Raw genomic sequence first — 26,521 nt, forward strand, 5'->3', positions numbered from 1 at the left:
ATTATCCTTTTACAATAAATTCATCCAGGTTTAGGAATACATTGGCCACCATGGTCAGTGCCGCCAACCTAGATTTATTTTTGCCTGAATACTCCAGTGCTACCTCAGGAAACTCCGAACTATCCATATTATTTACATAATGCAAAAGTGCATCGTTATATAGCTGTGTCAATTGCATTAATTTTTCCTCCTTAATGTTTTTGCCCATCACCTTGAAGTACCCAAATTTTATTTGATTCTCCAGCTGCTTGTCCGCCTCGAACATCTGTTTTGCCAATTCCTGCGAAGCTTCAAAGAAGGTTTTATCATTAAGTAAACTAAGGGCCTGTAAGGGTGTATTCGTCAGCACCCGACTTGAAACACAGGCCGACCTATCCGGGCTATCGAATACGATCATGTTCATAGGGGGGTTGACCCTTTTCCAAAATGTATATATTGAACGCCTATACATGGCATCGTCCCCTTGAATTACATATTCTGGAAGTGTGTTCCAGCCACCCGCAATTTCAACATCTGCATTTATAGCACTTGGTCCACCGATAGTTTTATTCAATAAGCCGCTTACCAACAAAATTTCATCTCGGATCTGCTCCGCTGAAAGACGTTTTCGGGACCCTCTGGAAAGCCAGTTATTGGCCGGGTCCAATTTTATTATCTCGGGATGCGAATTCGACGATTGTCGATAGGTAGCCGATAGGACCAAGTCGCGCAATAAAGGTTTTACCCTCCACTTGTATTCCTTCATCAATTTTACCGCCATCCAATCCAACAATTCCGGATGACTTGGATTTTTGCCCTGTGAACCAAATTCCTCCATAGATTCCACCAAGCCCCTTCCAAAGATCTGTTCCCAAAAACGATTTACCACAACACGTGCGGAAAGCGGGTTCTTACCACTTACCATCCACTGGGCAAATTCCAACCTATTGTTGGGCTCTTCTGTTTCCGATATACCATAGATATTTGGAATCCCCATATTGACCTCTTCCGTTAAATTTAGCCAACTACCACGATCAAATACAAAGGTTTTACGGGCCTTATCTTCTTGCAATTCTTGGATTATGGGAGTACTTGTTGTTGGGATTTGGGCAAGTTGCTCCAGTTTTTGCTTAATTTTCTTATCATACTTCGCCATAAGAGGTTCTTTTTCATAATAGAAAATCTTATCCAAATAGAAAAGATGTGCCACATAGCTCTCGCCTTTATGGAACTGCAAAAAAACATCGTGTTTACCTGTAATCTCAGGTATATCAACGATAAACTCCTTTACTTTCAACCCATTTTCCTCACGTTTGGAACCTTCCGTACTACCAATGCGTACCTCACCAATTTTTCTTCCATTAAGGGAATCCAAATGAATGGAAATATCACCTGCATAATCAAGAGATGCAGAGACTAAAAAGCCCATTTTATTAACTTTCCTCAAATCCACATTATTGTAGCTGGCCCATGAACTATCCTGAATCTGCCATAAAAAATTTAATCCCCCATCCAACTCTATAAACGGACTGGTCTTATCAAATGCTTCCGCTTCCGTGAACCGATATCCCAAATGAGTTAATAAGGCCTCTTTTTGGTCGTATAAGAAACGTGACTTTGATACTTGTGCGTCCTTGGGGAGCAAATGGCCATTAATGTATTCCAAGAGCTCTTCCACATCTTTTTTATTCTCCTTGGAATAGGTAAAAAGTTTAGGTTTTTCAAAATAAGAATCATCATCGACCGCATTATTGAAAAAAGCCATGGATTCATAAAACTCCTTATGCCTAAAAGGGTCATATGGGTGACTATGACATTGCACACACGCCATTGTAGTTCCTTGCCATACTTCGTAGGTCGTTGATACCCTGTCCACAACGGAGGCCACTCTAAATTCTTCATTATCCGTTCCACCTTCATCATTGGCAAGCGTATTCCTATGAAATGCCGTGGCGATCAACTGTTCCTCCGTTGGCTCCGGAAGCATATCCCCCGCCAATTGTTCAATTGAAAATTGATCAAAGGGCATATCCTTATTAAAGGCCGCTATTACCCAATCCCGAAATTTCCAAATTTCCCGATTGGTATCCTTTTCAAACCCTTTGGAGTCTGCATATCGTGCCAGGTCTAACCACATACTGGCCCATCTTTCCCCGAAGTGCGGAGACCCCAATAATTCATCTACCAATTTTTCGTATGCATCCGAGGAATTATCCTCCAAAAATGCATTGGCCTGTTCAATGGTCGGTGGAAGTCCCGTTAGATCTAAATAAAGCCTTCTCAACAAAGTATTCTTATCTGCCCTTACTGAAGGAGATAGTCCCTTTTCCTTTAATTTGGAAAATACAAATTGATCTATCGGATTCTTGGCCCAACCACTATCGACTACTACCGGGGGTACAATGCTTTCTTTAGGAGGAATATACGCCCAGTGTTTTTCCCATTTCGCCCCTTGATCGATCCACTTGGCCAAGATATCAATTTCCTCCTGGGAGAGTTGTGGAGACTCAAATGGCATCCTGATCTCCGGGTCTTTGGACACCAATCTTCTATACAGTTCACTTTTTTCATGGTTCCCCCGCACAATGGCAGGTTTACCGGATTGTGTTTTCCCAAAGGCATCTTCTTCAAATAACAAACTAAACTCTCCATTGGCCTTAACCCCTCCGTGACATCTTAAACATTTACTATTTAAGATGGGGCGAACATCGCGATTGAAACTTATTTCCTTATTTGATGAGTCATTGCAGGACCCTAAAAATAGGATAGTCAAAATCCAAGAAAGTATATAAATACTGTTTATACAAACAGATTTTGCCATTTTAAATATATGAATACATTTCATTTATAAATGCTTTTACTGTTTTATGCCGTCTTGGGCATTGGATTACCAAATAAATCCAGTATAGGTTTTCCATGCCCATCCGGGGTCGTATAAAATGGCCTTCCTTCTATAGTATAATGAGTTTCTGGATGTATTCCCAGGGCATGATATATGCTCTGATGTACTTGATCAATTACCACAGGATTTTCAATTGAGGAACAAGGTCTTTCATCGGCCGTTTTACCGTATACGAGACCTTTTTCGATGCCACCTCCCCACATAAGTATGGAACTGCCATTGGTAAAGTGCCTGTGCATACCATAGTATTTTTCATCCTCGATCAAATCAGGTACAAATCCTTGGTCTTGCACTTGTTCGCCAGGACGCCCCTCCATTATGGCGTCCCGACTGAATTCGCTGGCCAGAATAATTAACGTTCTATCTAGATGACCGCTCTCATCCAAATCTTTTATCAATTGGGCTATGGGCCTGTCTATTTGCTCTTTCATTTTAGCTGCACGTGTATGGCCATTTTCGTGCGTATCCCACCCGAGGAAAGGTTCGTATTCCGTTGAGACACTTATGAACCTACCCCCGTTCATGGCCAATCTTTTCGCCAGAAGACATCCCAGTCCAAATCTTCCTGTATTATAGGTGTCATATACTTCCTTTGGCTCTTGGGACAAATCAAAAACTTTGGCCTCAGGAGAATTTAACAGACGATAGGAAGATTCCATGGAACGCATTAAGGACTCACGCTGGTAATCGCTGCCTTTTTCCATGACCTTGCTCTTATTGGCCAATTCCTTATATAATTTATATCGGGCCTCAAACCTTTTAAGCGACATCCCTTGGGGCGGTCTAACGCTGTCCAAACCGGAAGAAGGGTCCGGTATTAGAAAGGGTCCGAATTCGCTGCCCAGGAATCCTGCCGTATGAAAGGCCTTTAATTCTTCGGCCTCTCCAACCGTGAATCGCTGGCCCATCGCGATAAATGGTGGTATAACGGGGTTGGTCGGCCCCAATTCCTTGGCAATCCAAGCGCCTATATGGGGGGCCTGAACAGTCTGTGGCGGCTCATAACAGGTATGCCAATGATATTGATGCCTCGTGTGCAATATATGACCAAGATCAGCAGATTTGTAAGAACGGATAATGGCGCCCTTGTCCATGACTCCCCCTATAGATTCCAGGCCTTGTGAAAAATCAAGACCGTCCACTATGGTCGGGACTTTTGGGAAAGTGCTCAGGACCCTCTTGCTCTCAACCCCTTTCTCGTAAGGCACATAGGCCTTGGGGTCGAAGGTCTCCGTATGGGCCATTCCCCCGGCCATCCAAAGCAGTATAACGGTATCGGCTGTGGATGTGATTTTTGGAGCGGAATTGGTGCAGGAGCTTAAAAAGCTGGTCATAGGTATAGTCGTCGCCGAAGCGGCCAAACTGGCTGCCGTCATTTTTTTTATAAAATCCCTTCGTGCGTTTTGATTATCCATTGCCATATTTAATTGATAAATTGAAATTCAGGTGAAATAAGGGTGGACCAAAATAAATCTTGTAACCCCTCTTTTTTTGGTTGATTTCCTAGTGCCGTAATCATTATTTTCTTTTCTTGATCTGTGGGTTCCCTGCCCAGTGATTTCTGATAGAGTTGCCGTATAATTTTTTCAGTATCGCTACCATACTTTTTAAGCCAAATATCAGCTCCCTCCTCCAGAACGTTGTTGAAAAATTCCCCATTGGTCAGTTCCAATGCCTGTAAAAGAGTGGCTTGTTCATCTCTGGAAGTGGTTACATTTTCCCTGCTCGGTCTCCCCAAGGCTTTCATGAACGGATGCTGTTCCACAAGACTTGCCCTGGCAAATTCCCCATCGTGGTCCTTAAAAGTAAAAGCGATCAGCTTACCCCAATTTGAGGTGCCGAAATTACGGACTTCTTCCCATTTACTATCATCGTACCCAGTACTTGTCCAACCTTCATTTGGTCTGTCGGCCGTACTTTTCCAACTGTTATCCGAGTTCAGCATTATCTCACTGCCGTCCGAAAAGTTTATTTTCATTGAGAACAGTATTCCGGCGGGATTGGCAATTTTTCCTTCGTTAACGCCTTCAATGGCTATCGTATTTGTTCCATTTGTCAAGACCTCCTGGACATTGAGCTTATCCACTTTGGTCCAATCCGTTCCTTGTGATATTTTTTTTTCATTTATATAAAGGGTATATGAATGATCAACGGAAATTAGGACAATTGCATTTTTTACAGATTTGTCGGGGAGTGGAAATGTTTTTCTAAAGTATCTTTTACCTGGTTCGGGCAGCACATCACGGTCGAACTTCATTTCTCTATGCCAAACCCTAGAGGAAGGCAGTTCGCTACCTTTCGGATTATAGGCAACGGCGGCATAAACGGGTTTGATCAATTGGCTTACGGCATCAGAGAACTGTTCGGCACTCATTCGCTTCAGAAGTGGGCCCTTGAATACATAATCCGATTTTATCTCCTCCATATTTTTGTAGTTGGCCGTTGGCAGTTGATATACCTTCGATGACATTATTTGTTTTATCAAATGTTTAAGGTCATATCCAGAATCTACAAAATCAGATGCTAGCCAATCCAGGAGATCGCTATCCCACGGTTCGTTGTCCATTTCATCTAAAGGCTCAACAATACCCCTGCCCATTAACCGCTCCCAGAATCTATTTGTAATAGTACGGTACAACCGCCCATTTTCCGGTTTTACGATTACCTCGGAAAGTTTAAGCAGTCGTTCTTTAAGGCTTTCTGCTTCCACATCGCCTAATTCGGGGTACAGGAAATTCACCTTTGCCATTTTGCCAATTGGTTTGTCGCAGCGGTTCAATTCCAGTACCGAGTCGGCAAATATGGATGCAAAACCATAAGACTGTTCCAAGGTAAGGTTACTTACAAAGCTATTATGACATGAGGCACATTTGACATTAACCCCCAATAAAGACTGGCCGATATTTTGGGCTGCCTGCATTTCTGTGCGTTGACTGGAATTCACCACACCTCTCCATTCGATTCCTTTTATAAAACCCTCTGAAACCTCGGTAGGATTGACCAGCTGCTTGACCATTAGATCATAGCGCTTATTTTCTTCCAGTGAGGTGTACAGCCATTCGGTAATTTGTTTTCTTCCTCCGGTTATGAATCCGGTTCCGCTATAGTCGTTACGCAGAAGATCGTTCCAAAAACTTAACCAATTTTGGGTATAGTTATGTGTATCGCCCAATAGCCTATCTATCAGTGCATTTCTTTTATTAGGATTGGAGTCTTCCATAAATTCCTTTACGTCCGCCGGTTCGGGTAGTAATCCAATAATATCCATGTAGGAACGCCTTATAAATGTTCTATCGTTCACCACCTCAGGCCAATCAATATCATTTTTTCTAAAGTAGGAATCGACCAATTTGTCTACCGGGTGGGTTTGATTTTGAGCATTTGGCAAATCAGGTTTTACAAGTGCCAATTCAGCTTCCGGGAATACCTTAAGTGCCTGATCGGACCAATGTGCTCCGTTTAGAATCCATAGCTTTATCAATGCTATTTCATTTTCTTTTAGCACCTTGCCTTTCTTTGGCATAACGTTGTCATCATTTGGGGAAAGGGTAATCCTTTTGAATAACTCACTTTCTACAGGTTTCCCGGCAACTATGACCGGACCGGATTCCCCTCCTTTGAAAACTCCCTCCTTACTGTCCAACATTAATTCACCTTTTTGCTTATTATCACTATGGCATTGATAGCAATTATGCGCAAAAATTGCACGAACCTCCAGGTTTAGTTTGTCCTTCTGTACTAATGACAACGAATCCGTTTTTTTTAACTCTGTAAGTAATGCCAGAGATTTACTATTGTCATAAGTATTGTTATTGCCAGGTAGGACACTCGTAAGATAATCCTCGCCGTGGGTAAGGCTTGCCCCCAAATGTCCTGCAATGGTAAGGAATAAGACAGTTAAAAAAAGTCCAAATCGATATATGCGATAATCATGCAATTTTTTATTTACCACATTTCGTAGTAATAATAATGTTACAACGGCAAAAAAGGCAGTCGCCATTCCTGTATATTGATGGTAGGATACTAAATCGCCGGTGTAATCATCGTAAGTACTAAGCAACCAACCCATTAAAGCGGCAATTATAGCAGTGGCCGCTCCGACAATAAGCATCCAATAAATTCCATCCCGCAATCCTTGGCGTTTTCCTCCAATCGTAAAAAGCTCAAAAACAAAAGCTACTACCAACAATCCGACAGGGAAATGCACCAACAAGGGGTGGAAACGGCCTAACAGCTGAAATATCCAATTAATATCTTCCATTTATCGCAATAATTTTTTTTTAAATGCCAATAGGCGTGGTATTCAGGTCCAACAATGTATTATTGTGATCCTGAATACCAATCGCTACTATTGTTCCCTGGCTAGAGGTAATATTTTAATATCCTTCGTTTTGCGTTAAACCGGGATTTACGACCACCTCCCTATTCGGTATGGGAAATAATAATTCATGTGATTCAAAAATATAATCTCCGGCCGAAAACCCTACCGACCCCCTTGGCGTTGTTGGGTTGGCTTTTTCCAATTCTCCGTGAGCGGTCAAAAGTGCTATAAGTTCTGCAGCACTCAAGGTTCTTCTCAAATCGAACCAACGATGATTTTCAAAGGCCAATTCAATCCTTCTTTCATGAAGTAGGATAGTCCGGAACTCATCTTGGGAAAGTCCCGAGACCGGATCAAGGTCTGCCCTATCCCTAACTTCGTTAAGATAACCATAAGCCTCATCATTTGGTCCAGACTGTTCATTGATCGCTTCTGCAAGCATCAATAAAACATCTGCATATCTGTAAATTGGCCAATTATTATCGGGGCGGCCTTGAATGGAATGTTCGTAACGGAACTTTTCTATAAAAGGAATTGCAACAAATTCGCCAGTATTCATATTGGTGTACCCTTCACTCACTGAAATGGCCTTACGTAGATCACCATCCTCATAATCCCCAATGATATCCAAAGTAGGGATATTCCATCCACCCCCACTTACACCGGGGAAACCTGTAACCTCACCATTTGTAAACTGAGGATAAAAATTATAGATGAACCCGCTGTGTTCCCCAAGGTCATTTCCTCCTTGAAATTGCACTTCAAAAATAGATTCTTTATGATTTTTGTTATTAGGGTCAAAAACATCTTTATAATTGGGTAATAAGTCATATACGTCGGAACTTACTACTAGATCGAGAGCTGCCTTAGCCTTTGTATAATCTTTTCTTGTTAACCAAAATTTTCCAGAAAGTGTAAGAGCAGCGCCTTTGGTCAATCTACCTGCCTCGGATGGAGGAACAGTATTGGGTAACGAATTTACTGCTATATCGAGATCATCTTCGATTTGCGCATACACTTCTGAAGTTGGGGAACGCTCCAATTCAAAGGCCGCTGAAGGATCGGTTAATGGTTCGGTTATCAGAATCACATCTCCAAAGTATTGTGTTAAAAGAAAGTAGTAATATGCCCTAAAAAATCGTAATTCTCCTTCAAACTTGGCCGCTGCATTAGCGTCGATGTCAGCACCCTCCAATTTGGATAAGGTTAGGTTAATATTACCAATGGTATTATAGGTGTCCCTATAAAGGTCATACATTCTGCCCGTACCGGAATTGTATTGCCAGTATTCAAAAGACTCAATATTGGGGGCATTCCCCCTATTCCCTTCATCAAAATGAACGGTGGTGTTGTCGGTAATCATTTCGCTATAAAGCCACTGGCTGGCCGTAATTTCCTGCAGCTGTCCATAAACACCAACAATAGCTTGGGTCACCTGTTTTTCATTTTGATAAAAACTACTTTCACCTAGCTGATTGGGATTTGGTTTGTCCAAAAAATCATCACTACACGAAAACATGAACAGCACCACCGATAAACTTATAAATATCTTGATTAAATTTTTCATTCTTTAGTTTTTTAAATATTAAAATTTGAATGTTGCTCCCAGAGAAACTGTACGTGCTAGAGGATATGGTGTTTCATCAACTCCAGGCCTTAGCTCACCACGGTCATTCGGTTGAGGATTACCATATTCATAATCCGTAAAGAGGAAAAGGTTGTCTCCATTGACATAAACTCTGAAAGCATCAAGAAATGAGGTTTCATTTAAAGGGATAGTATAACCTAAGGATAAACTTCTCAACCATACATGGCTTGCATCAGAAATATACCAACTGTTCCCCTCGCGTTCCCATTTCCAAAAATTGGAAGTAGGTCCCGCATCACCGGACATGGTCGTATACCTAAATCTATCCTTTGCCCTGGTCTCAACATTGAAGACCCCGTCCATGTTCATAGTGGTATGTTCTATTTGCGTGAAAACTTGATAGTTTTGCGCTCCAGTGAAAACTACATTAAAATCAAACGCCTTATAATCCAGACCCATATTGAACGCATAAACAAATTCTGGATGTGGATTGCCTATTTCAACAAAATCTTGAAAATCATAGGTAATTTCGCCATCTCCATTAGCGTCCCAGTACTTGAACGAACCTGGTACGGCCCCATCCTGAACAGGTGATGCGTCAATTTCAGCTTGTGATTGGAACACTCCAAGGTATCTAAATCCGTGCAACATAGCAATGGGCCTACCTACTTGGGAGACATGATGTGCACCATAAATTCCACCAGTTCTTATTTCGTCGTTATCCCCATCTATTTCGAGTACTTTGTTTTTATTGAACGAAATATTGAAATTACTACGGAACTTTAAGTCTTCGGTAATATTAGTTTTATAATTCAATCCTAATTCAACACCGGTATTTTCTACTTTGCCAATGTTTGTAAAGGTGGTCTCGAAACCAGTTATTACTGGCACATTTACGGGCAAAAGCATGTCCGTCGTGGTTTTTTTATAATACTCAGCTACAAAGCTAAGGCGATTATCGAACATCGTTAAATCGATACCATAATCAAATTGTTCTGATTTCTCCCAACCTAGATTCGGATTGGATAGTGAGTTTAAGATCTTACCTGGTTGGAAGGTTCCTCCAAAAATATAATTGGTTGTTCCAAGTGTAGATAAACTCGGATAATTACCAATATCATTATTTCCCGTGGCACCAAAACTTGCTCGCAACTTTAAATCATTAAGCCATGAAACGTCTTGCAAAAGAGCCTCCTCAGAGATTCTCCAGCCTGCTGAAACGGCAGGAAAATCACCCCATCTATTATCAGAACCAAATCTTGAACTGCCCTCCCGGCGATATGTGGCCGACACTAAATATTTGTTGTTATAATCATAGTTGATCTGCGCAAAGTAGGCTAAAAGACTCCAACTGGATTCTTGGGAATTTACTCCCAGGGATTCAGCTTGCTGTAAAAATCGAACATCATCGTCAGGAAATTTGGATCCATTTCCACTAATATTGCGAAAAGTGGACTCCTGTGAAGTATACCCCAACAAGGCGTTAAAACTGTGAACGTCGTTTAATACCTTTGAATAGGAAAGCAGTTGATCTGCAGACCAATTGAAGGTTTCGTCATATCGCTCGTTTAGAACTGCATTATTTGGCGCAGGCCTATTCCATGAAAAGCCTGACAAGGTAGATGGCGTAAACTGATTATATCTAGAATTGACCAAAATAGCATTTAGTGTTGATTTGAACGTAAAGTCTTCCAAAAACTTGAACTCCGCGTAACCGTTGGCAAGTAACCTGTTTGTGTTCAAGGTTGTTTTTTGTTCATGTAATATTTGCACAGGGTTGGCACTATTAAAAATTAAATCCCCCGGTGTATCCTTATCACCCAAATAGGCATTAAAACTTCCATCTTCATTATAAACCGGTTCCCTGGGGTCTACCCATAAAGAAAGTCCAACAGGGGTATGTCTGTTTCCTGCACCAATAATTCGTTCATTGGTCTTAGATCCAGATAAATTCAGCCCTACGGTAATTTTATCTGTAATCTTATTGTCTATTTTAGCCCTAACATTGAAGCGTTCAAAATTTGTTTTGATAACAACCCCGTCCTGATTCATGTAGCCCAAGGTAATTAACGATTGAGTCTTGTCATTACCAGAGGCGATGGACAGGTCGTATTTTGTAAATAAAGGAGAATTAGCTAATATCTCATCCATCCAATCTGTGGAAATGGTGTTGTTCTCAGGGTTACGAATGCCTTCCGGAATTTCACTTTCGGCAGGTTCCGATCCATTGCTGGCAATATATCTATCGATCCAACTTGATTTTTGAAATTCACCAAATTCCACCGCATTCATCATATCAACCCTGCGTTCCTCTGGAACATTCTGAAAACCTGTAGTCACATCCAATGTAACACTGGTCTTACCAGCCTTTCCTTTTTTTGTAGTAACGAGAATTACCCCATTGGAGCCTCTCGCCCCGTATATCGCAGTCGAAGCCGCATCTTTTAATATGGAAATTGATTCTATTTCATTTGGATTTAAACCATCGGAAGATTCAAGAGGAAACCCATCAATTACCCATAGGGGATCATTCCCTGCTCCCAATGACCCAAGGCCTCTAATGGAAATGTCCAGATTCTGACCAGGGCGTCCTGAGCTAGACGCTACGTTAACTCCAGCTGCCTGCCCCAATAACAATCTTGAAATACCTGCCGCGGGAACGTCCGCCACTTCTTCAAGGTCAACTACAGAAATTGCGGATATGATATCTTTCTTTCTTTTGGTACCATAGCCCACTACCACCACTTCATCAAGAGCATCTGTATTTTCGGAAAGCGTGATATTGATATTCTGTTGACCCGAAACAGGAATTTCTTTGGTTATATATCCTATATATGAAACTATTAAAATGGCGTCACTGTTTGCCTCTAGAACATAATTACCATCGAAATCGGACTGTGTTCCATTTAATGTGCCTTTCTCAACAATACTGGCCCCTGGCAAAGGAGTCCCGCTATCGTCATTTATTGTACCACTTACGTTGAACTGATCCGATACAGTTGTAGGTATGGATGATTTTGTAAGTGATTGCGCGAGGGAATCAGTTTTATGTTCAACTTTTTTTAGTACGATATGCGTGTCATAGACCTCGAAATCGATACCCTTGTTATGAAACAGGATCTCCAAGATTGCATTGATCGGTTTTTTTTTGAATTTTAAAGTAACCTTTCGATTCAAATCCAAATCGATGTTTTTATAAAAAAATCTAAATTCCGTTTTATTTTCGATTTCGGCGAAAGCTTCCTTAAGAGGAACTTCAGTTAAATTGAGGCTGATTATGGTCTTTTGGCTATATCCAGAATTGGCCTTAAGTTGTAAGAATGTAACAATTAGGAGTAAGAAGGTTATCCTCATTTTTAAATCGAGTTTCGGAATTGTTCCATAGGACAATTCCTTAGCATTGGTTTTTTTCATAATTTTGAATGATTTTTTAGTTGGTTATAAGGACTGATGTAAAATCAAATTTATTGATCGGGAAATGTTGACGCATTTCCCGATTTTTTATCAATTTTGTGTGGTGTTTTAATTCATTGGCAAAAGATTTTTATTTAGTGTTCATTATTGTCTTGGCTTTTTTCGGAATGATTACAAACTAGGTTTTATAATAATTGAATCATCGACCATTTCATATTCGAATTTTGTGTTCTTTTTAAAAACTTCCAAAACCTGTGATATCGTTTTAAGCTTAAATGTTCCCGTGTATCGTACACTATTCAGTTCCTGGAAATTATTAAGAATTTTTATATTATAATGCCTTTCAAGTTCCTTCACAATATCTGCAAATCGATCATTAGCAAAGTACAGTACTCCTTGTGTCCACGCTATATATTTTTCCACATCAACTTTCTCCACTGATAACTCTCCGTATTGAATGGCTGCCTGCTGGTTGGGAGATATAATTGTACCGTCCTCTAGATTATTATTCTCATTTGGTCTTAACACCTTTACACTCCCCTCTAATAACACGGTTGAAGTGGTGTCTTCATTTTCATAACTTGAAACATTGAACTTTGTTCCAAGAACACGAACATTCATTTTTTTCGTATGCACTATAAATGGATGATCAGGATTTTTTTGAACAGAAAAAAAAGCTTCACCTTCCAAATAAACATCCCTGCTATTGGGGTCTGTAAAAGCTACTGGGTATTTGAGTTTGGTCCCTGCATTTAGTTGTACTACGGTGCCATCTGATAATTCGATCTCAAAACGTTTTCCAAAAGGTACCGTCAACCTATTATAAATTAGCTCTTTATTTTCTGTGTTAACGGCTTCATATTTAAGCTTATCATTTTCTTGTTTTACCACTACCGCTTTCCCCTTCTTGTTCGAAATTAATCTCTTACTATTTTCATCAAGAATTTCTACACTACCATCACCGAATTCCAAGGTAATTTGAGGTTGCTTGGCAATAGGGATATTGGTGTCAGTTTCCGTTTTACTATCTAAATCAACATAAGTGTAAATAAAGAAGGTGGTTGCAATCAATAGTGTTATTACGGCGGCATATTTTAATACTGGGATAAAAATCTTGTGTATTAAACTTTCTTTCTCTGATGTTTCTTCCAATATACGGCGGTAAGCCTTCTCAGAATCAATATGCCTGAGAGCAAGGTCCAACTCTTGATTGGATTTTACAACTTCTTTAAAGTAGGCCCTGTTTTCTGGTTTTTTTAACCATAATTTCAGGGAAAGCAACTCTTCTTCCGAAATCGTATTGGCAAGATATTTAAGCACTAGAGTTTTCAATAGACCGTAGGTTTAATTATGATATTCTTAGGTATGATGCACAAAAACCATTATACCCTTAAAATATTCTTATTTTTTTTTGATATTGTTATAAGTATGGCTGTTTTTTTTGATTTGGCTAATCAGAAAAAACGAATATTTTTACTAACTCGGCAACAACCCAATTTCATATAGGCTTTTATTAAGGCTTATGTTTCTTAGCCATAAAATTTATGGATCGGAAATTTTCTCAAGATTAGTATTTGTTATGGATATGCGTATTCCTGGTTTAGAGCAGGCCATAAAATAAAGTTTTCAAACTTTATAAAAATATTAGTAATGTGCCTGCAGCGTATTTTTGCAGGACTTGTGAAGCACAATCAATTTAGCTTTTTGATAAATCACCTATAATTTTTTTACATAATAATTATAATATCCTCCGTATTAGTGTTATTTTTCATGTTTGTTGGCAATAATTATTAATATTAAAAGTAATTATGGATAAAAATGAGTGAGGAAGAAATATGGGAATGCATACAACAAAACGATAATCATGCCCTTAAAAAACTTTTCGATTTACATTACAGACGATTATGTATTTATGCCCTGCAGTTTTCCTGCCGCCTGCCAGATGCGGAAGATATGGTTCAGACCGTATTTATTAAGCTATGGACTAAACGTAATGAACTAAGTATTAATACTTCCCTAAAGGCTTATTTATATCGATCTGTGTACAATGAATGTATGCAAAGCGTTAGAAAAATTAAAAATCAAGAAAAATCTGTAGATGATATTAAATATGAAATGCTTCAGTCTCAAATTGAGGAAGATATGTCATTCGAACAAGATAAAATTGATAAAATCCAGAGCTTGATAGCGGAACTTCCCGCGCGTTGTAGAGAGATATTATTGCTAAGCAAAAAGGAAGGATTAAAAAATAAAGAGATTGCCGAAAAATTGGGCATCTCAATTAAAACGGTGGAGTCTCAAATGGGAATTGCGTTCAAAAAAATACGGCAAGGGTTTGTGAATGAAGAGTTAATACTTTTTATTTATTTCCACACAAGGTGTATTGACATTTGACCAATACATATTTAGGAAGGAGCTAACATTATGAACTAAATTATTCTATTGTCGAATCCCGAGTATTAAAAGACCTTTCTTAATGTAACTGAATTACACTCTTTAAGCACTGCCCAGTTAATATATGTGGTATCCGCAATTTCCCAAACCAGTTTCCCGATAATTATTAAACATGTACCTCAACAAAGTATAACAAGTTTTTGCAGACCCAACCGGCCATAATTATTATAATATTATTTATAAGAAAATCTAGAGATGGGATTAACATAGATTACTAAGTCATATAAAATAAAGTGTCTATTTCCCTGTTCCTTTATAAAAGGTGATAATTGCTTTTACATACATTATCAACATTTCCTGCTTTATTTTGGTATAAATCTCCATCAAATCGCTATTTCACCCCCTTAACCCTAAAGGAATATGTCCCGGAGCCTATTTCAAGAATGGTTTCTTCTCCATTGGATTCCAAAATAGTAATGGATGGAACCTTAGATATTGCTTTGTTTCCTTCCTTAATACTGGAAATTTCCACCGTAGGAATATAAACTTTAGCCTTAGTGTTCACAGGAATTTCGATTTTCATCTGTACTTCCCTCCCTTTCCAATTCCAGGCCGATGATATGTTGCCATTAATACTTTTATAGCTCCCATTTATATAATCCATCTCCTTACTAATGGCAGGTTTTATAATGATATTGCGATAGCCCGCATCCTCGGTATCTATACCTACGGCATGTTGAAACATCCATTCTGCCACCGAGCCAAAAGCATAGTGGCTAAAGGAATTCATCTTGGCATTAAGGTCCGAGTTCTCTGCATCATCTTTGGTATAACTGTTCCATCGTTCCCATATGGAAGTACTTCCGTTTTCTACGGAATATCCCCAACTGGGATATTCGGTCTGCTGGAAAATTTTATAAGAGATATCGTCATAGCCATATTTGGACAAAGCCAACATTACATGTTTTGTCCCCAAAAATCCAGTTGAAAATTTAAAGCCGTTTTTCTCTATTTTTTCCGCAAGCCTAGCAGCTCCTTTTTCTGCCAGATCGTTGGGGTACAAATCGAAATATAAGGCAAGGGCATAACTGGTCTGGGTATCCTCTATAGTGCGACCGTTATCTAAAATATACTTTTGGACAAAGGCGTTTTTAATATTTTCAAATAGGTTGGCGTACTTTGTAGCATCTTCAGTTTTCCCCAAAGCTTCTGCCATTTTAGCCATTAGTTTTGCATCATAACCATAAAAGGAAGCTCCTACATAATCGTGACTTGTCTCTTCGTTGACAGCAAGCCAATCCCCCCAATTGTTTCCTCCTCCAGGTCTTAGATAATCCGTGCTGGCATCTTCCTGAAACTGCATGAATTTCTCCATCCCTTTGTACATGTATTCCACAATACGGGTATCATTGTAGACCTTGTACAGATTATAAGGTATTATAACCCCTGCATCCATCCAAGCTGGGGCATATTGATTTGGCCTTGAGTACGGAAAAGGGGCAAAATTGGGATAGGCCCCATACCATCGTTGGGCGTCATCCAAATCGACTAAAAACTTGGTCATAAAGGCCGCTACATCTGAATTATAGGTGGCAGAACGCATGTAGATCTCGGCATCTCCAGTCCATCCCAAACGCTCATCCCGTTGTGGACAATCTGTTGGTATTTCAAAAAAATTGGCACTTTGGGTGGTTTTGATATTCTTGAAAAGTGTATTGTTCATTGCATTGGAAGAACCGAAGGTACTGGCATCGGTTTCTATGGAACTTAATACGTGTCCTGTAATGGTCTCCAGTGTAGGTTTTCCTGGAAAACCTGTAACTTCAACATATTGAAACCCATGATAAGTGAATTTTGGCTTCCATGTTTCCACACCATCCCCTTTTAAAATATAGGTGTCCGTTGCCCTAGCTTTTCGTAGGTTTTCGGTCTGTATCTGGCCATCGTTCTTTAAGATTTCCCCGAACCGGAGTTGGACTTTCGTGCCTTTAGGTCCCTGTACTTTAAGTTCGGCAATACCGGCAATGTTCTTTCCAAGATTAAAGACATAGGTTCCCGGACTAGGCTCTGTCATTGCTATGGGCTTCAGTATCTCGGTATTCTTGACCTGGGTTCCCGGATAGGCTTCCAATTTTCCATTGGGATAAGTATAGACTTTAGGTTTTTTCCATTGACTATCGTCATAGTTGGGAGTATCCCAACCTGCATTTTCCAAGCGGGCATCATAGGTCTCTCCCATGATAATATCCGCCTCACGGATGGCGCCTTCGTTGGATTTCCATGTTTGATCCGAAGCAATGGTCTCAATGGATCCATCTTCGTATTCAATTTGTATTTGCCCCATAAAAGATGGATTTACCCCATAGAACTCCCTCACCCTATCCAAACGTACCAGCAATGCATACCCTATATAACCTGCATACCAACCATCGGCAATGACTGCCCCTATGACGTTTTCGCCTTCCCTCAAGTTATTGGTAATATCGAAAGTCTGGTAGTATAAGCGTTTGTTATAGTCCGTCCATCCCGGCAAAAAATTAGCCTCCCCGACCTTGTTGCCGTTCAAGCGCAGTTCATAAAGACCCAAGGCCGTTGTATAGGCCGTTGCTTTCTTTATTTTCTTGTTTAAGCTAAAGGATTTGCGCAGGTAGCGGGCAGGTGGAAGGTATAGACTATCATACTTATCGGCTTTATTATAACCTACATCATGACCTATAAAGAGTCCTTGCCAATTGGCAAATTTTAAAAGTCCCATGGACCAATAGGCGGGGTTGCTCCATGTGGATACCATATCCGATTCGTCCCACACACGCACCTTCCAATAATATTTGGTGGCGGACACCAATGGAATCCCTTGGTATACGATCTGATTGGTCTGGTTGGAAACAACCTTACCGCTATCCCAAATATCCGCTTGGTCTTGCGAAAGTTTTTCCTTTGAGGAAGCCACCGTAATTTGATATGCTGATTGTACCCTATTTCGACCTTCTCCTTTTAAAATCCAACTGAATCGAGGTTGTCTAACATCGAGGCCTTCAGGGTTTTCGTGGTATTCTACCCTAGGTTCAAGTACGGTAAGGGATTTTGAATCCTCATTTTGGCAATAGGAACTGCCAACTATCAAGAGGGTAATACAAAGGAGCGCAAGTCTGTTCTTCATCGATTATTTGCCTTAAAAATTATATAAATCAAAATTTGGTCTTATACCACAATATTAACACCCATTCGAATAAAACCCATCCTGTACTGTGCTGTTTTAAGTTTCCCCAATAGCCTTGGAGCGGTAATCTATGAAGAATTGCAGCACGGTACAGGATAGATAGACTTTTTTCAAATCCTATTTTTACGAAAAATAGGATTTATTGACTTTGTGTTAACCCAATTAAAAAAAATGAAAAACATAATGCCATTATTGATTTCACTGTTGTACCTACAATTTGGCTTTGGACAATTGCCCCCTGTATTTGGAGAGGAATATGATGACAAGGCGCAACATTCGGAAATGATCAAAACCTATTTAACGCCCCAAAGGATTGTTTGGCAGTCAGATGATTCGGCGGAATCCATACGAAATGCCGAAACCCTTTTGAAAAAAGGAAACGGGCAGGTGGCCGTGAATGAAGAAAACCTATTTAGATTGATAAGTACAGCAGATACTAAACCTGCCATACTATTGGATTATGGCAAAGAGATCCATGGAGGAATCAAAATTTCAGCAGGAATCCGCGAAAGCAAAACACCTGTAAAGTTGCGCTTGCGATTTGGTGAATCGGTCGGGGAAGCAATGTCCGATATTGGGGGAAAGCAAAATGCGACCAACGAGCATTCCCTACGCGATTTTATTATTGAAGTCCCTTGGTTGGGAAGTATAGAAGTTGGCGAAACCGGGTTTCGATTTTTGCGTGTAGATGTAGTGGACGCAGGTATAGACCTTCCCATAAAGTCTATAAATGCCGCCTTTGTTTATAGGGATATTCCGTATTTAGGCAGTTTTGAAAGTAATGATGAGCGCTTGAACGAAATCTGGCTCACCGGGGCCTATACCGTACAGCTAAATATGCAGAATTTCCTATGGGACGGCATAAAACGCGACCGCTTGGTTTGGGTGGGCGATATGCATCCGGAAGTAATGACGATCAATACCGTTTTCGGAAACCACGAAATCGTTAACAAAAGTTTAGACCTGGCCCGTGACCAACACCCCCTTCCTCAATGGATGAACGGCATTAGCTCCTACTCCATGTGGTGGCTACTAATTCATAAGAACATCTATGATTACCATGGGAACCTTTCCTATCTAAAGGAACAGGAAACCTATATGATCTCTTTGCTGGACCAATTGAGCACATTCATCGACAAAGACAACAAAGAGATTTTAAACGGACATCGCTTTTTGGATTGGCCTACCAGTGAAAAACCCGAAGCCATACATGCAGGGCTTCAGGCCATGATGGTCATGACCTTTGAGGCCGGTTCGGAGATGATGGCAATTTTTGGTAGGGAGGATCTAAAAATAAAATACGTAAAAGTGGCCAAAAAACTAAAAAAACACAGTCCAAAAAATAATACCACCAAACAGGCCGCGGCTTTGTTAGCGCTTTCAAATCTTCAGGACGCCGAAAAAATAAATCGGGAGATATTGACCAAAGATGGTTTACAGGGCATGTCCACTTTTTATGGGTACTATATATTGGAGGCCATGGCCAAGGCCCAAGATTATGATGGAGCCATAAAACTAATCCGTGATTATTGGGGCGGAATGTTGGATTTGGGAGCTACCACATTTTGGGAGGAATTTAACGTGCTGGATGTTGCCAATAGCGGTAGAATAGATGAACTCACCCCAACCAACGAATATGATATTCATGGCGACTTTGGCGATTATTGCTACGTTGGCTACCGACATAGTCTGTGTCATGGCTGGGCGAGCGGACCAACCTCTTGGCTAAGCCAACATGTTTTGGGAATCAATGTGTTGGAGGGAGGCGAAAAGGTTAAAATTGAACCCCATCTGGGAGACCTTGAAAGGGTAAAAGGAAGTTTCCCTACAAAATACGGAGTACTAAAAGTAAGCCATACGATGAACACAGATGGAACCATAAAAACAGAAATCGAAGCCCCTGAAGGACTAAGTATAATTGAGTAGACTATGATTCGAAAAGCATTTAAAATGAAGGTCTATCCAGACCAAATAGAAGAATATACCAAAAGACACAATCCAATTTGGACAGAACTGGAAGAGGTACTAAAAAATCACGGGGTTCATAATTACAGTATTTTTTTCGATAGTGAAACCCATGTCTTATTCGGTTATGCAGAATTGGAATCCGAGGAAAAATGGAAGAGAATTGCCGATACCGAAATTTGTAAAAAGTGGTGGACGCATATGGCGCCTATAATGGAAACTAATGAAGACAATAGCCCCATGTCAAAAGATTTAAAAGAAGTTTTTCACATGCCCTGAAACAGAAATAGTTCCTTAAATACATTAATCGATCCCAAATTTCCAATTTATATGACGGATCGACTTTTCTATCTACACTACAGTTTACTCAAGGCTAGCCATTCTTCTTTGGTAGCAGGTAATTTTTGGTGTTCAAGCATTATTTGCCATTTCCCATCCTTTTTCATCAAGAGGGCATCGAAATGGATAAATCTTTCTGTTCGCTTGCCATTCTCTTCCAGTAATTCATGTCTAAATATACCTCTTTCAAATGCCGTGGTTATGTCTCCTGTCCGTTCGGAAAACCTAAAATCCAAATTCACTTTAGTAAGGCCTTTATTTGTTTTTTCCAGTCCATCTTGCCATTTTTTTAATGCCTCCTGCAAGGAATAACAAATCTTGCCAGTATCTGACACCAAAATACCATCTTCATGGAAGGTTGCACCGTACCCTTCAACATCCCCCGCTTCCACAACTTCTTTTACCTCATTCCAATAGGCGTTGAGTTCGGTTATACGGTTCTGAGAAATGGCATCACATGTAAACAACATGAATATCAACACTACTTTTAATATCGTCCTAGTCTCCATATAAATATTTAAATTTTATTATTAGGTCCTTAAATATAAATTATTACCCTTCTCTTCAAAAGATATCCTCCAAGTTCACAGCTTCACCAATAAAACACAATTCCACTATTTTATTCCCAATAGTAAGACGAATACAATAATTAAGTCCGTAAGCAGCGCTTTATCCATTTTCAATTATCCGAAAAATGCGTTAGTTTCTTTTTCGGCCTTGAAATATATGTAAGAGGCGTGACTTAAATTGGTATTATCTGCTAATACATGGAAAATCACATTACATTGAAATAGCTCAAAGTTATATAAAAAATAAAAATTAGCCACAAATCGGCAATTGGACAAAACAAATTAAAATCGAATACCAAATCAAATCCCGAAGGCGAACATTCCATCGTTTTAATGTTGCTCAAAGACCCGTATGAAAAAAGTGTTCACTTTATAAGCCGGTCTGGAATATTTTGCGATACTCCCTTGGTGTCATGCCAACGAATTTCAGAAAACTGGCATTAAATCTGCTTATGGAGTTAAAACCGGCTTCATAAGCAATGGAAGTAATGGGATCAGTAGTGATGGAGAGTTTTCTTTGTACAAACAATACCCGTTGCTGAATTAGGTAATAGGATAAAGATACGTCAAAAGTCTTTTTAAAAATGGCATTGGCATAATCGGAATGGATTCCTACTGCATGGGACACATCCGTGACTTTAATCGGTTTTGTGAAGTTTTGGGCAATAAATATGGCCATTTGCTCTACAAGGTTCATTGGGGGCAGTTCCATCTTGAGTTCCATATCGTCATTATTCGATTTTTGAAACATAAGTCGCTTTAAGTAGGCCTGAATTTCAAGGGCGCAAACCTCATTTAGATAGGGCATTTTGCTATCCAGGTCAAGTACCCATTGTTTAAACAAGGCTGTTGTTATTTGGAGATTCTGCACAATTTCAAACATTTGTATCCGACCCTTAAAAAGTGTATCCAAAAATAATTTGGACATATTCCACTGCGATATCAGCGCAAAGGGAATAGTGATTACGTAGTATGGCGCATCGCCATTGTAGTCAACGATTTGGTGTGGTAGCAATGCCCAGAATACTACAAAGCTTCCCTTTTCAACAAGTATTTTTTTGTCATGGATCAAATAGGTGATTGATCCTTCCGGTAAATAATTAATCTCTATTTCATTATGCCTATCGGGCCTTCTCATGACATTAGGGCGCCAAACTTCACAGGTAAGACCATAGGGGCTTAAATCTTCTCTTTTTTCATCGAAATGCTTTAACATATAGGAAAATGATAGGTATTTATTCAAATATAGGAAGTATGTGTATAATTGCGAGCATATCTTAGCACTTGGAAAGACAGATATCCGATTGTTTTATTTTTTACCTTTTTCGTAAGTAGCCATCATATTCAATCCCTCAGGAGGATAAACTAGGTTGTTTGCACTTACGAATATAGAAAATGGACTGGACGATGCTGGGTTCATAGTTGGCATAACACCTCGAATAATTTTGAAACAACAAATCCGGTTTCAACGCGCATAATCGAGTGGTACAATTAGATGACCTATTTCCGAATTCAAAAAAAATACTCGGAAATAACTGTTTAAAGGATGTAGACAAAAATTAAAATTAAAAAATAATATCATGAAACTTGTTAAACTAATTACATTAGTAATATTGACCTTAACCACAACTGTGGGTTTTGCTCAAAATAAAGCCTCTGACTATCTCAGTATGAGATGGGGGGATGTTGCCACCGGCATGCCCTTGGAGTGGTATGGATCTAACGAAGCGCAATTGGTTGCAAAAAATTTAATACTAAGTCAGAAGGAAATCGGAGGATGGGAAAAAAACAAAGACTACCATCATGCATTTTCTGAATCAGAGAAATCCTATTATAACAACAACAAGGCTGAAATTGGAGCAACTTTCGATAACGGGGCAACTATTACTGAACTGAACTTTCTTGCCAAAGTACATACACAAATTAGGGACAATCAGTATAAACAAGCTTTCGAAAAGGGGCTCAATTACATCTTTGCTGCTCAATACGAAAATGGCGGATGGCCACAGTTTTTTCCCGTACGCCCAGGAAGTGTAGCTTATTCTGGCCATATCACTTATAACGATGATGCTATGGTCAATATTATGAAATTTCTAAAAAAGATTAGTTCGGATAACAAAGAATATACATCACTTCAATTAAGTGCCGACAAGAGGGAAAAAGCCAAAAAGGCGTATGAGAAGGGCATTCAATGTTTTCTTGATACCCAAATCATATATAAGGGCCAACCCACAGTATGGTGTGCCCAGCATGATTCGGTGACACTTGCTCCGGCAAAAGCCCGTAGTTATGAGCTTCCTTCGTTTAGTGGTTCCGAATCTGTGGGTATCGTACTATTATTGATGGACATAGATAATCCTTCAAAAGAAATTGTTACTTCTGTAAACGGCGCGGTACAATGGTTTGAAAAGAACCGAATTGAGGGTATAAAAATAGAAACGGAAATCAAAAAAGACGGGGGAAAGAATAGAATTGTTGTCGAAGATAAAAATGCCCCCACCTTATGGGGACGCTTTTATGATTTAGAAACCAGCACCATATATTTTTGTAGTCGGGATGGTGTCAAAAGAAACTCACTGGCAGACATAAGTGACAATCGAAGGAACGGTTATGGTTGGTATACAAATGCACCAGAAAAAGTATTAAAAAAATATCCGGAATGGTTGGCGAACACTAAGCTATCAAGGAATTAATAAACATGCCGGGCTTTTTTGCCCGAGTTTCAAGATAACTTTATAGTCTATATTTGGAATACCCTTAAAACTTCAATATGAAAACATTCTATTTGTTTATTTCCTTTTGTTTGGTATACTATACCACAACTTATGCCCAAATAAATCAAAAAAACAGAGTAATTGTTTTAACCGACATTGAAGCAGACCCAGATGATACGCAGTCTTTGGTGCGTCTGCTTTTGTATTCCAACCAAATTGACATAAAGGGAATTGTGGCTACGACCTCTTGTTGGTTACAGCACAGAATAGCCCCAGAATCTATAGAAAAGGTTATTCAGGCCTATGGCAAAGTGCATCCCAACCTTTTAAAGCATGAAGCTGGTTTTCCCAAACCGGAAGCATTGGTATCACTTATTAAAAACGGCCTTCCGGAATATGGCATGAAAGGCGTAGGCGACGGAAAAAACTCAGAGGGTTCCGAGTGGATAATCAAAACATTGGAAGAAAAAGATGATCGCCCGTTGTGGATTTCAGTTTGGGGTGGTGTCAATACTTTGGCCCAATCCCTTGACCAAATTCGGAAAACTAAAAGCAAGAAGGAGGCCCAAAGAATTATCTCAAAACTCCGAGTCTATACCATCTCTGACCAAGATGATAGTGGTATTTGGATAAGGAACAATTTTCCTGAGCTTTTTTATATCGTTAGTCCGGGAGATTATTACGGCACTGCCACCTGGACGGGAATCAACAGCTATATAAAAGGAATAGACAACAGTTTGATCAGTAATTCCTGGATAGCCCAAAACATTCAACAAAATCATGGGCCACTAGGTGCCGAATACCCAGATGTTGCATGGGGCGTAGAGGGAGACACACCAGCATTTTTATCGTTAATACCCAATGGACTTAACGAAGCTGAGCATCCGGAATGGGGTGCCTGGGGAGGACGCTATGAATTGTACAAGCCCGATTTCTCAAAAACAAAAGAAGGGAGCTCCATTGTAAAAATTGCTCCTGAGACCAGGGCAATTTGGACCAATGCGGATGATAATTACACCCCCTACGTTTCTAAGGAATATGGCCGTTCCGTTAAAATGGATACCATTACATTCAAAGATAACAAAGTAACGTTATGGCGCTGGAGGGAAGATTTTCAAAATGATTTTGCCGCCCGTATGGATTGGTGTACCAAAACATATGAGGAAGCCAACCACCCACCAGTTCCCGAATTAACCCATTCTAGTCGCCTAACGGTAAAGTCGGGCGAAGCCTTTAGCCTGGATGCATTTAATTCTACCGACCCTGATGGTGATAATCTAAGTTATTTGTGGTTCCATTATCCAGAAGAAGGTTCATTTAAAGCAAAAATAGATTTAGGTGCAGAGAATGTTCATATTGTAAATCTTAGGGCCCCGAAAGTAGAAAAGAAAGAAACAATTCATTTCATTTTAAAGCTAACGGACAAGGGCTCCCCTCCATTGTCAAGATACAAGCGTGTAATTGTTACGGTACTTCCAAATTAGTCGGTACCCACGAATTGGGAATAAAATAAAACGACCATGAATAAACTAATTTTTATACTTACCTTCTTAATTCTACAAAGTTGTGCCACTAAAAACAGTAAGCAAACTGTAATTAAACCTAGAATTCTTATCAGTACCGATATAGGTGGCACAGATCCGGATGACAATCAATCCATGATTCATTTTTTAATGTATAGCGACCTATTTGAAACCGAAGGATTGGTTTCTTCTCCCTCTTATGGTTTTGGAACGAAACAAAATATCCTAGACATGATCGCTTTGTACGAAAAGGATCTGCCCAAGTTAATAAAGCATAGTGCGGAATTTCCTTTGCCGGATTCGTTACGGGCTGTCACCAAGCAAGGACGAAAAGGTGCTGCTCCCTATAAGGGCTTCGACTCTTCGACCGAAGGCTCTGATTGGATCGTGACTTGTGCAAAAAAAGAAAGCAATAGGCCTCTTTGGGTTCTCGTATGGGGAGGACTTGATGATCTGGCCCAGGCTTTACATGACGCTCCTGAAATTCAGAATGCAATTAAAGTGTATTGGATCGGGGGTCCCAATAAAAAATGGAGCACAAATAGCTATGCCTATATTGCAGAAAAATTCCCTAAGCTTTGGTTCATTGAGGCCAATGCTACATACAGAGGTTTTTTTAGTGACAGCAATGTACAAGATAGTTTAAAAGGCGATAAATATTACGAAAACTACATAAGCGGGGGCGGATATTTGGGCAAAGATTTTAAGAATTATTATAAAGGGGATATTAAAATGGGAGATACACCCTCACTTCTTTATGTAATGAACGGAGACCCTAACAATCCTCTGGCTGACAACTGGGGAGGTAGATTTGAAAAATTCAGTCATAGTCCAAGGTTTGTATATGAGCGAAATACGACCCTTGCCGATACCGTTTCGGTATATTCCATTGTAGAATATCAGTTAGATGGTCCAAAAATAAGCATTCCTTTAGATTCTACTTGTTTTACAATGACGGTACATGCAGGAGTTGGCGAACAAAAATGGCCAGGATTTTATCTTGGTGATGGTAAATTTGCGATCAGATATGCACCTAAAAAGTCGGAAACATTAACTTACAAGATTACTTCAGATATTCCAGGATTCCCGGAGCATAAAGGTCAATTGGTGGTAAATAACCTGTGGCCGGGAAAACCTTTGCCCAGTGATTATAAGCTAGGGGCAAATTGGTATACGGACTCCACTGACCCACAATTGTTCGATAATGAATGGCAAGGTGCTAAGACAGTACTTAAATGGCGTAGCCATGTCTTAATGGACTGGGCTAAGCGCTGGACCTGGTTAAAAGAGTAATGAAAGGTATCACTTAAGAATTCAAAAATGCCTAGACTCAACTGACCATATATAAAAGCTACCCCACGTTTGTAGTTTTAAATATTTATTGAAAAGTCCGGAATTTTCTAATCTATCTTTTGGGAAATCCTAAAAATATTGAGTTCTTTCCTTTACAGATCGACTACATTTTTTGGATCAATCTCAAAAGTTGGGTCTAAAGAGAAAAATAATTTTCTTTGTGCTTTAAATTACATTGATGAATAAAGGCACTGAGTTATCCTTGTTAAGTTTAATATTACCAGAAGGAATATTAGAGTA

General features: G+C 39.7%; 15 protein-coding genes. 6 read left to right on the top strand and 9 right to left on the bottom strand.

The annotated features are described in order from the left end of the window. Position 1 precedes the first annotated feature (1 nt). From H4O18_RS06840 to H4O18_RS06865, 6 genes are all read right to left on the bottom strand, one after another. Positions 2 to 2,824: a DUF1553 domain-containing protein gene (locus H4O18_RS06840; protein WP_187582749.1), complete on the bottom strand. Its 2,823-nt coding sequence runs from the start codon at positions 2,822 to 2,824 to the stop codon at positions 2 to 4. 20 nt (positions 2,825 to 2,844) lie between these two features. Then, positions 2,845 to 4,296, bottom strand: a complete 1,452-nt coding sequence (locus H4O18_RS06845; RefSeq protein ID WP_187582751.1) for a DUF1501 domain-containing protein — start codon at positions 4,294 to 4,296, stop codon at positions 2,845 to 2,847. 8 nt (positions 4,297 to 4,304) lie between these two features. Beyond that, a complete protein-coding gene (locus H4O18_RS06850) occupies positions 4,305 to 7,142 on the bottom strand; it encodes a DUF1553 domain-containing protein (protein WP_187582753.1) in 2,838 nt (945 codons plus the stop codon). Positions 7,143 to 7,257: 115 nt separating this feature from the next. Continuing rightward, the gene (locus tag H4O18_RS06855; RefSeq protein WP_187582755.1) at positions 7,258 to 8,769 is read right to left on the bottom strand and encodes a RagB/SusD family nutrient uptake outer membrane protein; all 1,512 of its coding nucleotides are present in this window, start codon (positions 8,767 to 8,769) and stop codon (positions 7,258 to 7,260) included. Between the two features lie 18 nt (positions 8,770 to 8,787). Further along, positions 8,788 to 12,204: a TonB-dependent receptor gene (locus tag H4O18_RS06860; protein ID WP_187582757.1), complete on the bottom strand. Its 3,417-nt coding sequence runs from the start codon at positions 12,202 to 12,204 to the stop codon at positions 8,788 to 8,790. A 171-nt stretch (positions 12,205 to 12,375) separates the two neighbouring features. After that, positions 12,376 to 13,536: a FecR family protein gene (locus tag H4O18_RS06865; RefSeq protein WP_187582759.1), complete on the bottom strand. Its 1,161-nt coding sequence runs from the start codon at positions 13,534 to 13,536 to the stop codon at positions 12,376 to 12,378. 486 nt (positions 13,537 to 14,022) lie between these two features. On the opposite strand from H4O18_RS06865, the gene H4O18_RS06870 reads away from it, so the two are divergent. Next, a complete protein-coding gene (locus tag H4O18_RS06870) occupies positions 14,023 to 14,598 on the top strand; it encodes an RNA polymerase sigma factor (protein ID WP_187582761.1) in 576 nt (191 codons plus the stop codon). A 391-nt stretch (positions 14,599 to 14,989) separates the two neighbouring features. Here H4O18_RS06870 and H4O18_RS06875 read toward each other — a convergent pair whose 3' ends face one another. Next, positions 14,990 to 17,758, bottom strand: coding sequence for an alpha-L-rhamnosidase (locus H4O18_RS06875; protein WP_187582763.1), 2,769 nt, complete (start codon positions 17,756 to 17,758; stop codon positions 14,990 to 14,992). Positions 17,759 to 17,989: 231 nt separating this feature from the next. Between H4O18_RS06875 and H4O18_RS06880 the strand changes: the two genes are divergently transcribed. Both H4O18_RS06880 and rhaM read left to right on the top strand, forming a co-directional pair. Then, positions 17,990 to 19,744, top strand: coding sequence for an alpha-L-rhamnosidase-related protein (locus H4O18_RS06880; RefSeq protein ID WP_187582765.1), 1,755 nt, complete (start codon positions 17,990 to 17,992; stop codon positions 19,742 to 19,744). 3 nt (positions 19,745 to 19,747) lie between these two features. After that, positions 19,748 to 20,062, top strand: a complete 315-nt coding sequence (gene rhaM / locus H4O18_RS06885) for an L-rhamnose mutarotase (protein WP_187582767.1) — start codon at positions 19,748 to 19,750, stop codon at positions 20,060 to 20,062. A gap of 77 nt (positions 20,063 to 20,139) precedes the next feature. Here the strand turns inward: rhaM and H4O18_RS06890 are convergent, their stop codons facing one another. Together H4O18_RS06890 and H4O18_RS06895 are read right to left on the bottom strand one after the other, a co-directional pair. Then, positions 20,140 to 20,631 (bottom strand): YybH family protein, encoded by a 492-nt coding sequence (locus H4O18_RS06890; RefSeq protein WP_187582769.1) that lies wholly within the window; start codon positions 20,629 to 20,631, stop codon positions 20,140 to 20,142. Positions 20,632 to 21,061: 430 nt separating this feature from the next. Beyond that, positions 21,062 to 21,907, bottom strand: a complete 846-nt coding sequence (locus H4O18_RS06895; protein ID WP_187582771.1) for a helix-turn-helix domain-containing protein — start codon at positions 21,905 to 21,907, stop codon at positions 21,062 to 21,064. Between the two features lie 364 nt (positions 21,908 to 22,271). On the opposite strand from H4O18_RS06895, the gene pelA reads away from it, so the two are divergent. The 3 genes from pelA to H4O18_RS06910 all read left to right on the top strand — a co-directional run bounded on the left by pelA (position 22,272) and on the right by H4O18_RS06910 (position 26,221). After that, positions 22,272 to 23,384, top strand: a complete 1,113-nt coding sequence (gene pelA, locus H4O18_RS06900; RefSeq protein WP_187582773.1) for a pectate lyase — start codon at positions 22,272 to 22,274, stop codon at positions 23,382 to 23,384. 77 nt (positions 23,385 to 23,461) lie between these two features. Further along, positions 23,462 to 24,889, top strand: coding sequence for a nucleoside hydrolase-like domain-containing protein (locus H4O18_RS06905; protein WP_187582774.1), 1,428 nt, complete (start codon positions 23,462 to 23,464; stop codon positions 24,887 to 24,889). Between the two features lie 36 nt (positions 24,890 to 24,925). Continuing rightward, positions 24,926 to 26,221: a nucleoside hydrolase-like domain-containing protein gene (locus tag H4O18_RS06910; RefSeq protein WP_187582776.1), complete on the top strand. Its 1,296-nt coding sequence runs from the start codon at positions 24,926 to 24,928 to the stop codon at positions 26,219 to 26,221. Positions 26,222 to 26,521: the final 300 nt, after the last annotated feature.

This window comes from Arenibacter arenosicollis (assembly GCF_014397245.1).
GTDB lineage: Bacteria > Bacteroidota > Bacteroidia > Flavobacteriales > Flavobacteriaceae > Arenibacter > Arenibacter arenosicollis.

Excerpts from the sequence above, each read along its gene's own strand:
- H4O18_RS06840 (WP_187582749.1), bottom strand. The coding sequence starts at position 2,824 with ATGAAATGTATTCATATATTTAAAATGGCAAAATCTGTTTGTATAAAC.
- H4O18_RS06845 (WP_187582751.1), bottom strand. The coding sequence starts at position 4,296 with ATGGATAATCAAAACGCACGAAGGGATTTTATAAAAAAAATGACGGCA.
- H4O18_RS06850 (WP_187582753.1), bottom strand. The coding sequence starts at position 7,142 with ATGGAAGATATTAATTGGATATTTCAGCTGTTAGGCCGTTTCCACCCC.
- H4O18_RS06855 (WP_187582755.1), bottom strand. The coding sequence starts at position 8,769 with ATGAAAAATTTAATCAAGATATTTATAAGTTTATCGGTGGTGCTGTTC.
- H4O18_RS06860 (WP_187582757.1), bottom strand. The coding sequence starts at position 12,204 with ATGAAAAAAACCAATGCTAAGGAATTGTCCTATGGAACAATTCCGAAA.
- H4O18_RS06870 (WP_187582761.1), top strand. The coding sequence starts at position 14,023 with ATGAGTGAGGAAGAAATATGGGAATGCATACAACAAAACGATAATCAT.
- H4O18_RS06875 (WP_187582763.1), bottom strand. The coding sequence starts at position 17,758 with ATGAAGAACAGACTTGCGCTCCTTTGTATTACCCTCTTGATAGTTGGC.
- H4O18_RS06880 (WP_187582765.1), top strand. The coding sequence starts at position 17,990 with ATGAAAAACATAATGCCATTATTGATTTCACTGTTGTACCTACAATTT.
- rhaM (WP_187582767.1), top strand. The coding sequence starts at position 19,748 with ATGATTCGAAAAGCATTTAAAATGAAGGTCTATCCAGACCAAATAGAA.
- H4O18_RS06890 (WP_187582769.1), bottom strand. The coding sequence starts at position 20,631 with ATGGAGACTAGGACGATATTAAAAGTAGTGTTGATATTCATGTTGTTT.
- H4O18_RS06895 (WP_187582771.1), bottom strand. The coding sequence starts at position 21,907 with ATGTTAAAGCATTTCGATGAAAAAAGAGAAGATTTAAGCCCCTATGGT.
- pelA (WP_187582773.1), top strand. The coding sequence starts at position 22,272 with ATGAAACTTGTTAAACTAATTACATTAGTAATATTGACCTTAACCACA.
- H4O18_RS06905 (WP_187582774.1), top strand. The coding sequence starts at position 23,462 with ATGAAAACATTCTATTTGTTTATTTCCTTTTGTTTGGTATACTATACC.
- H4O18_RS06910 (WP_187582776.1), top strand. The coding sequence starts at position 24,926 with ATGAATAAACTAATTTTTATACTTACCTTCTTAATTCTACAAAGTTGT.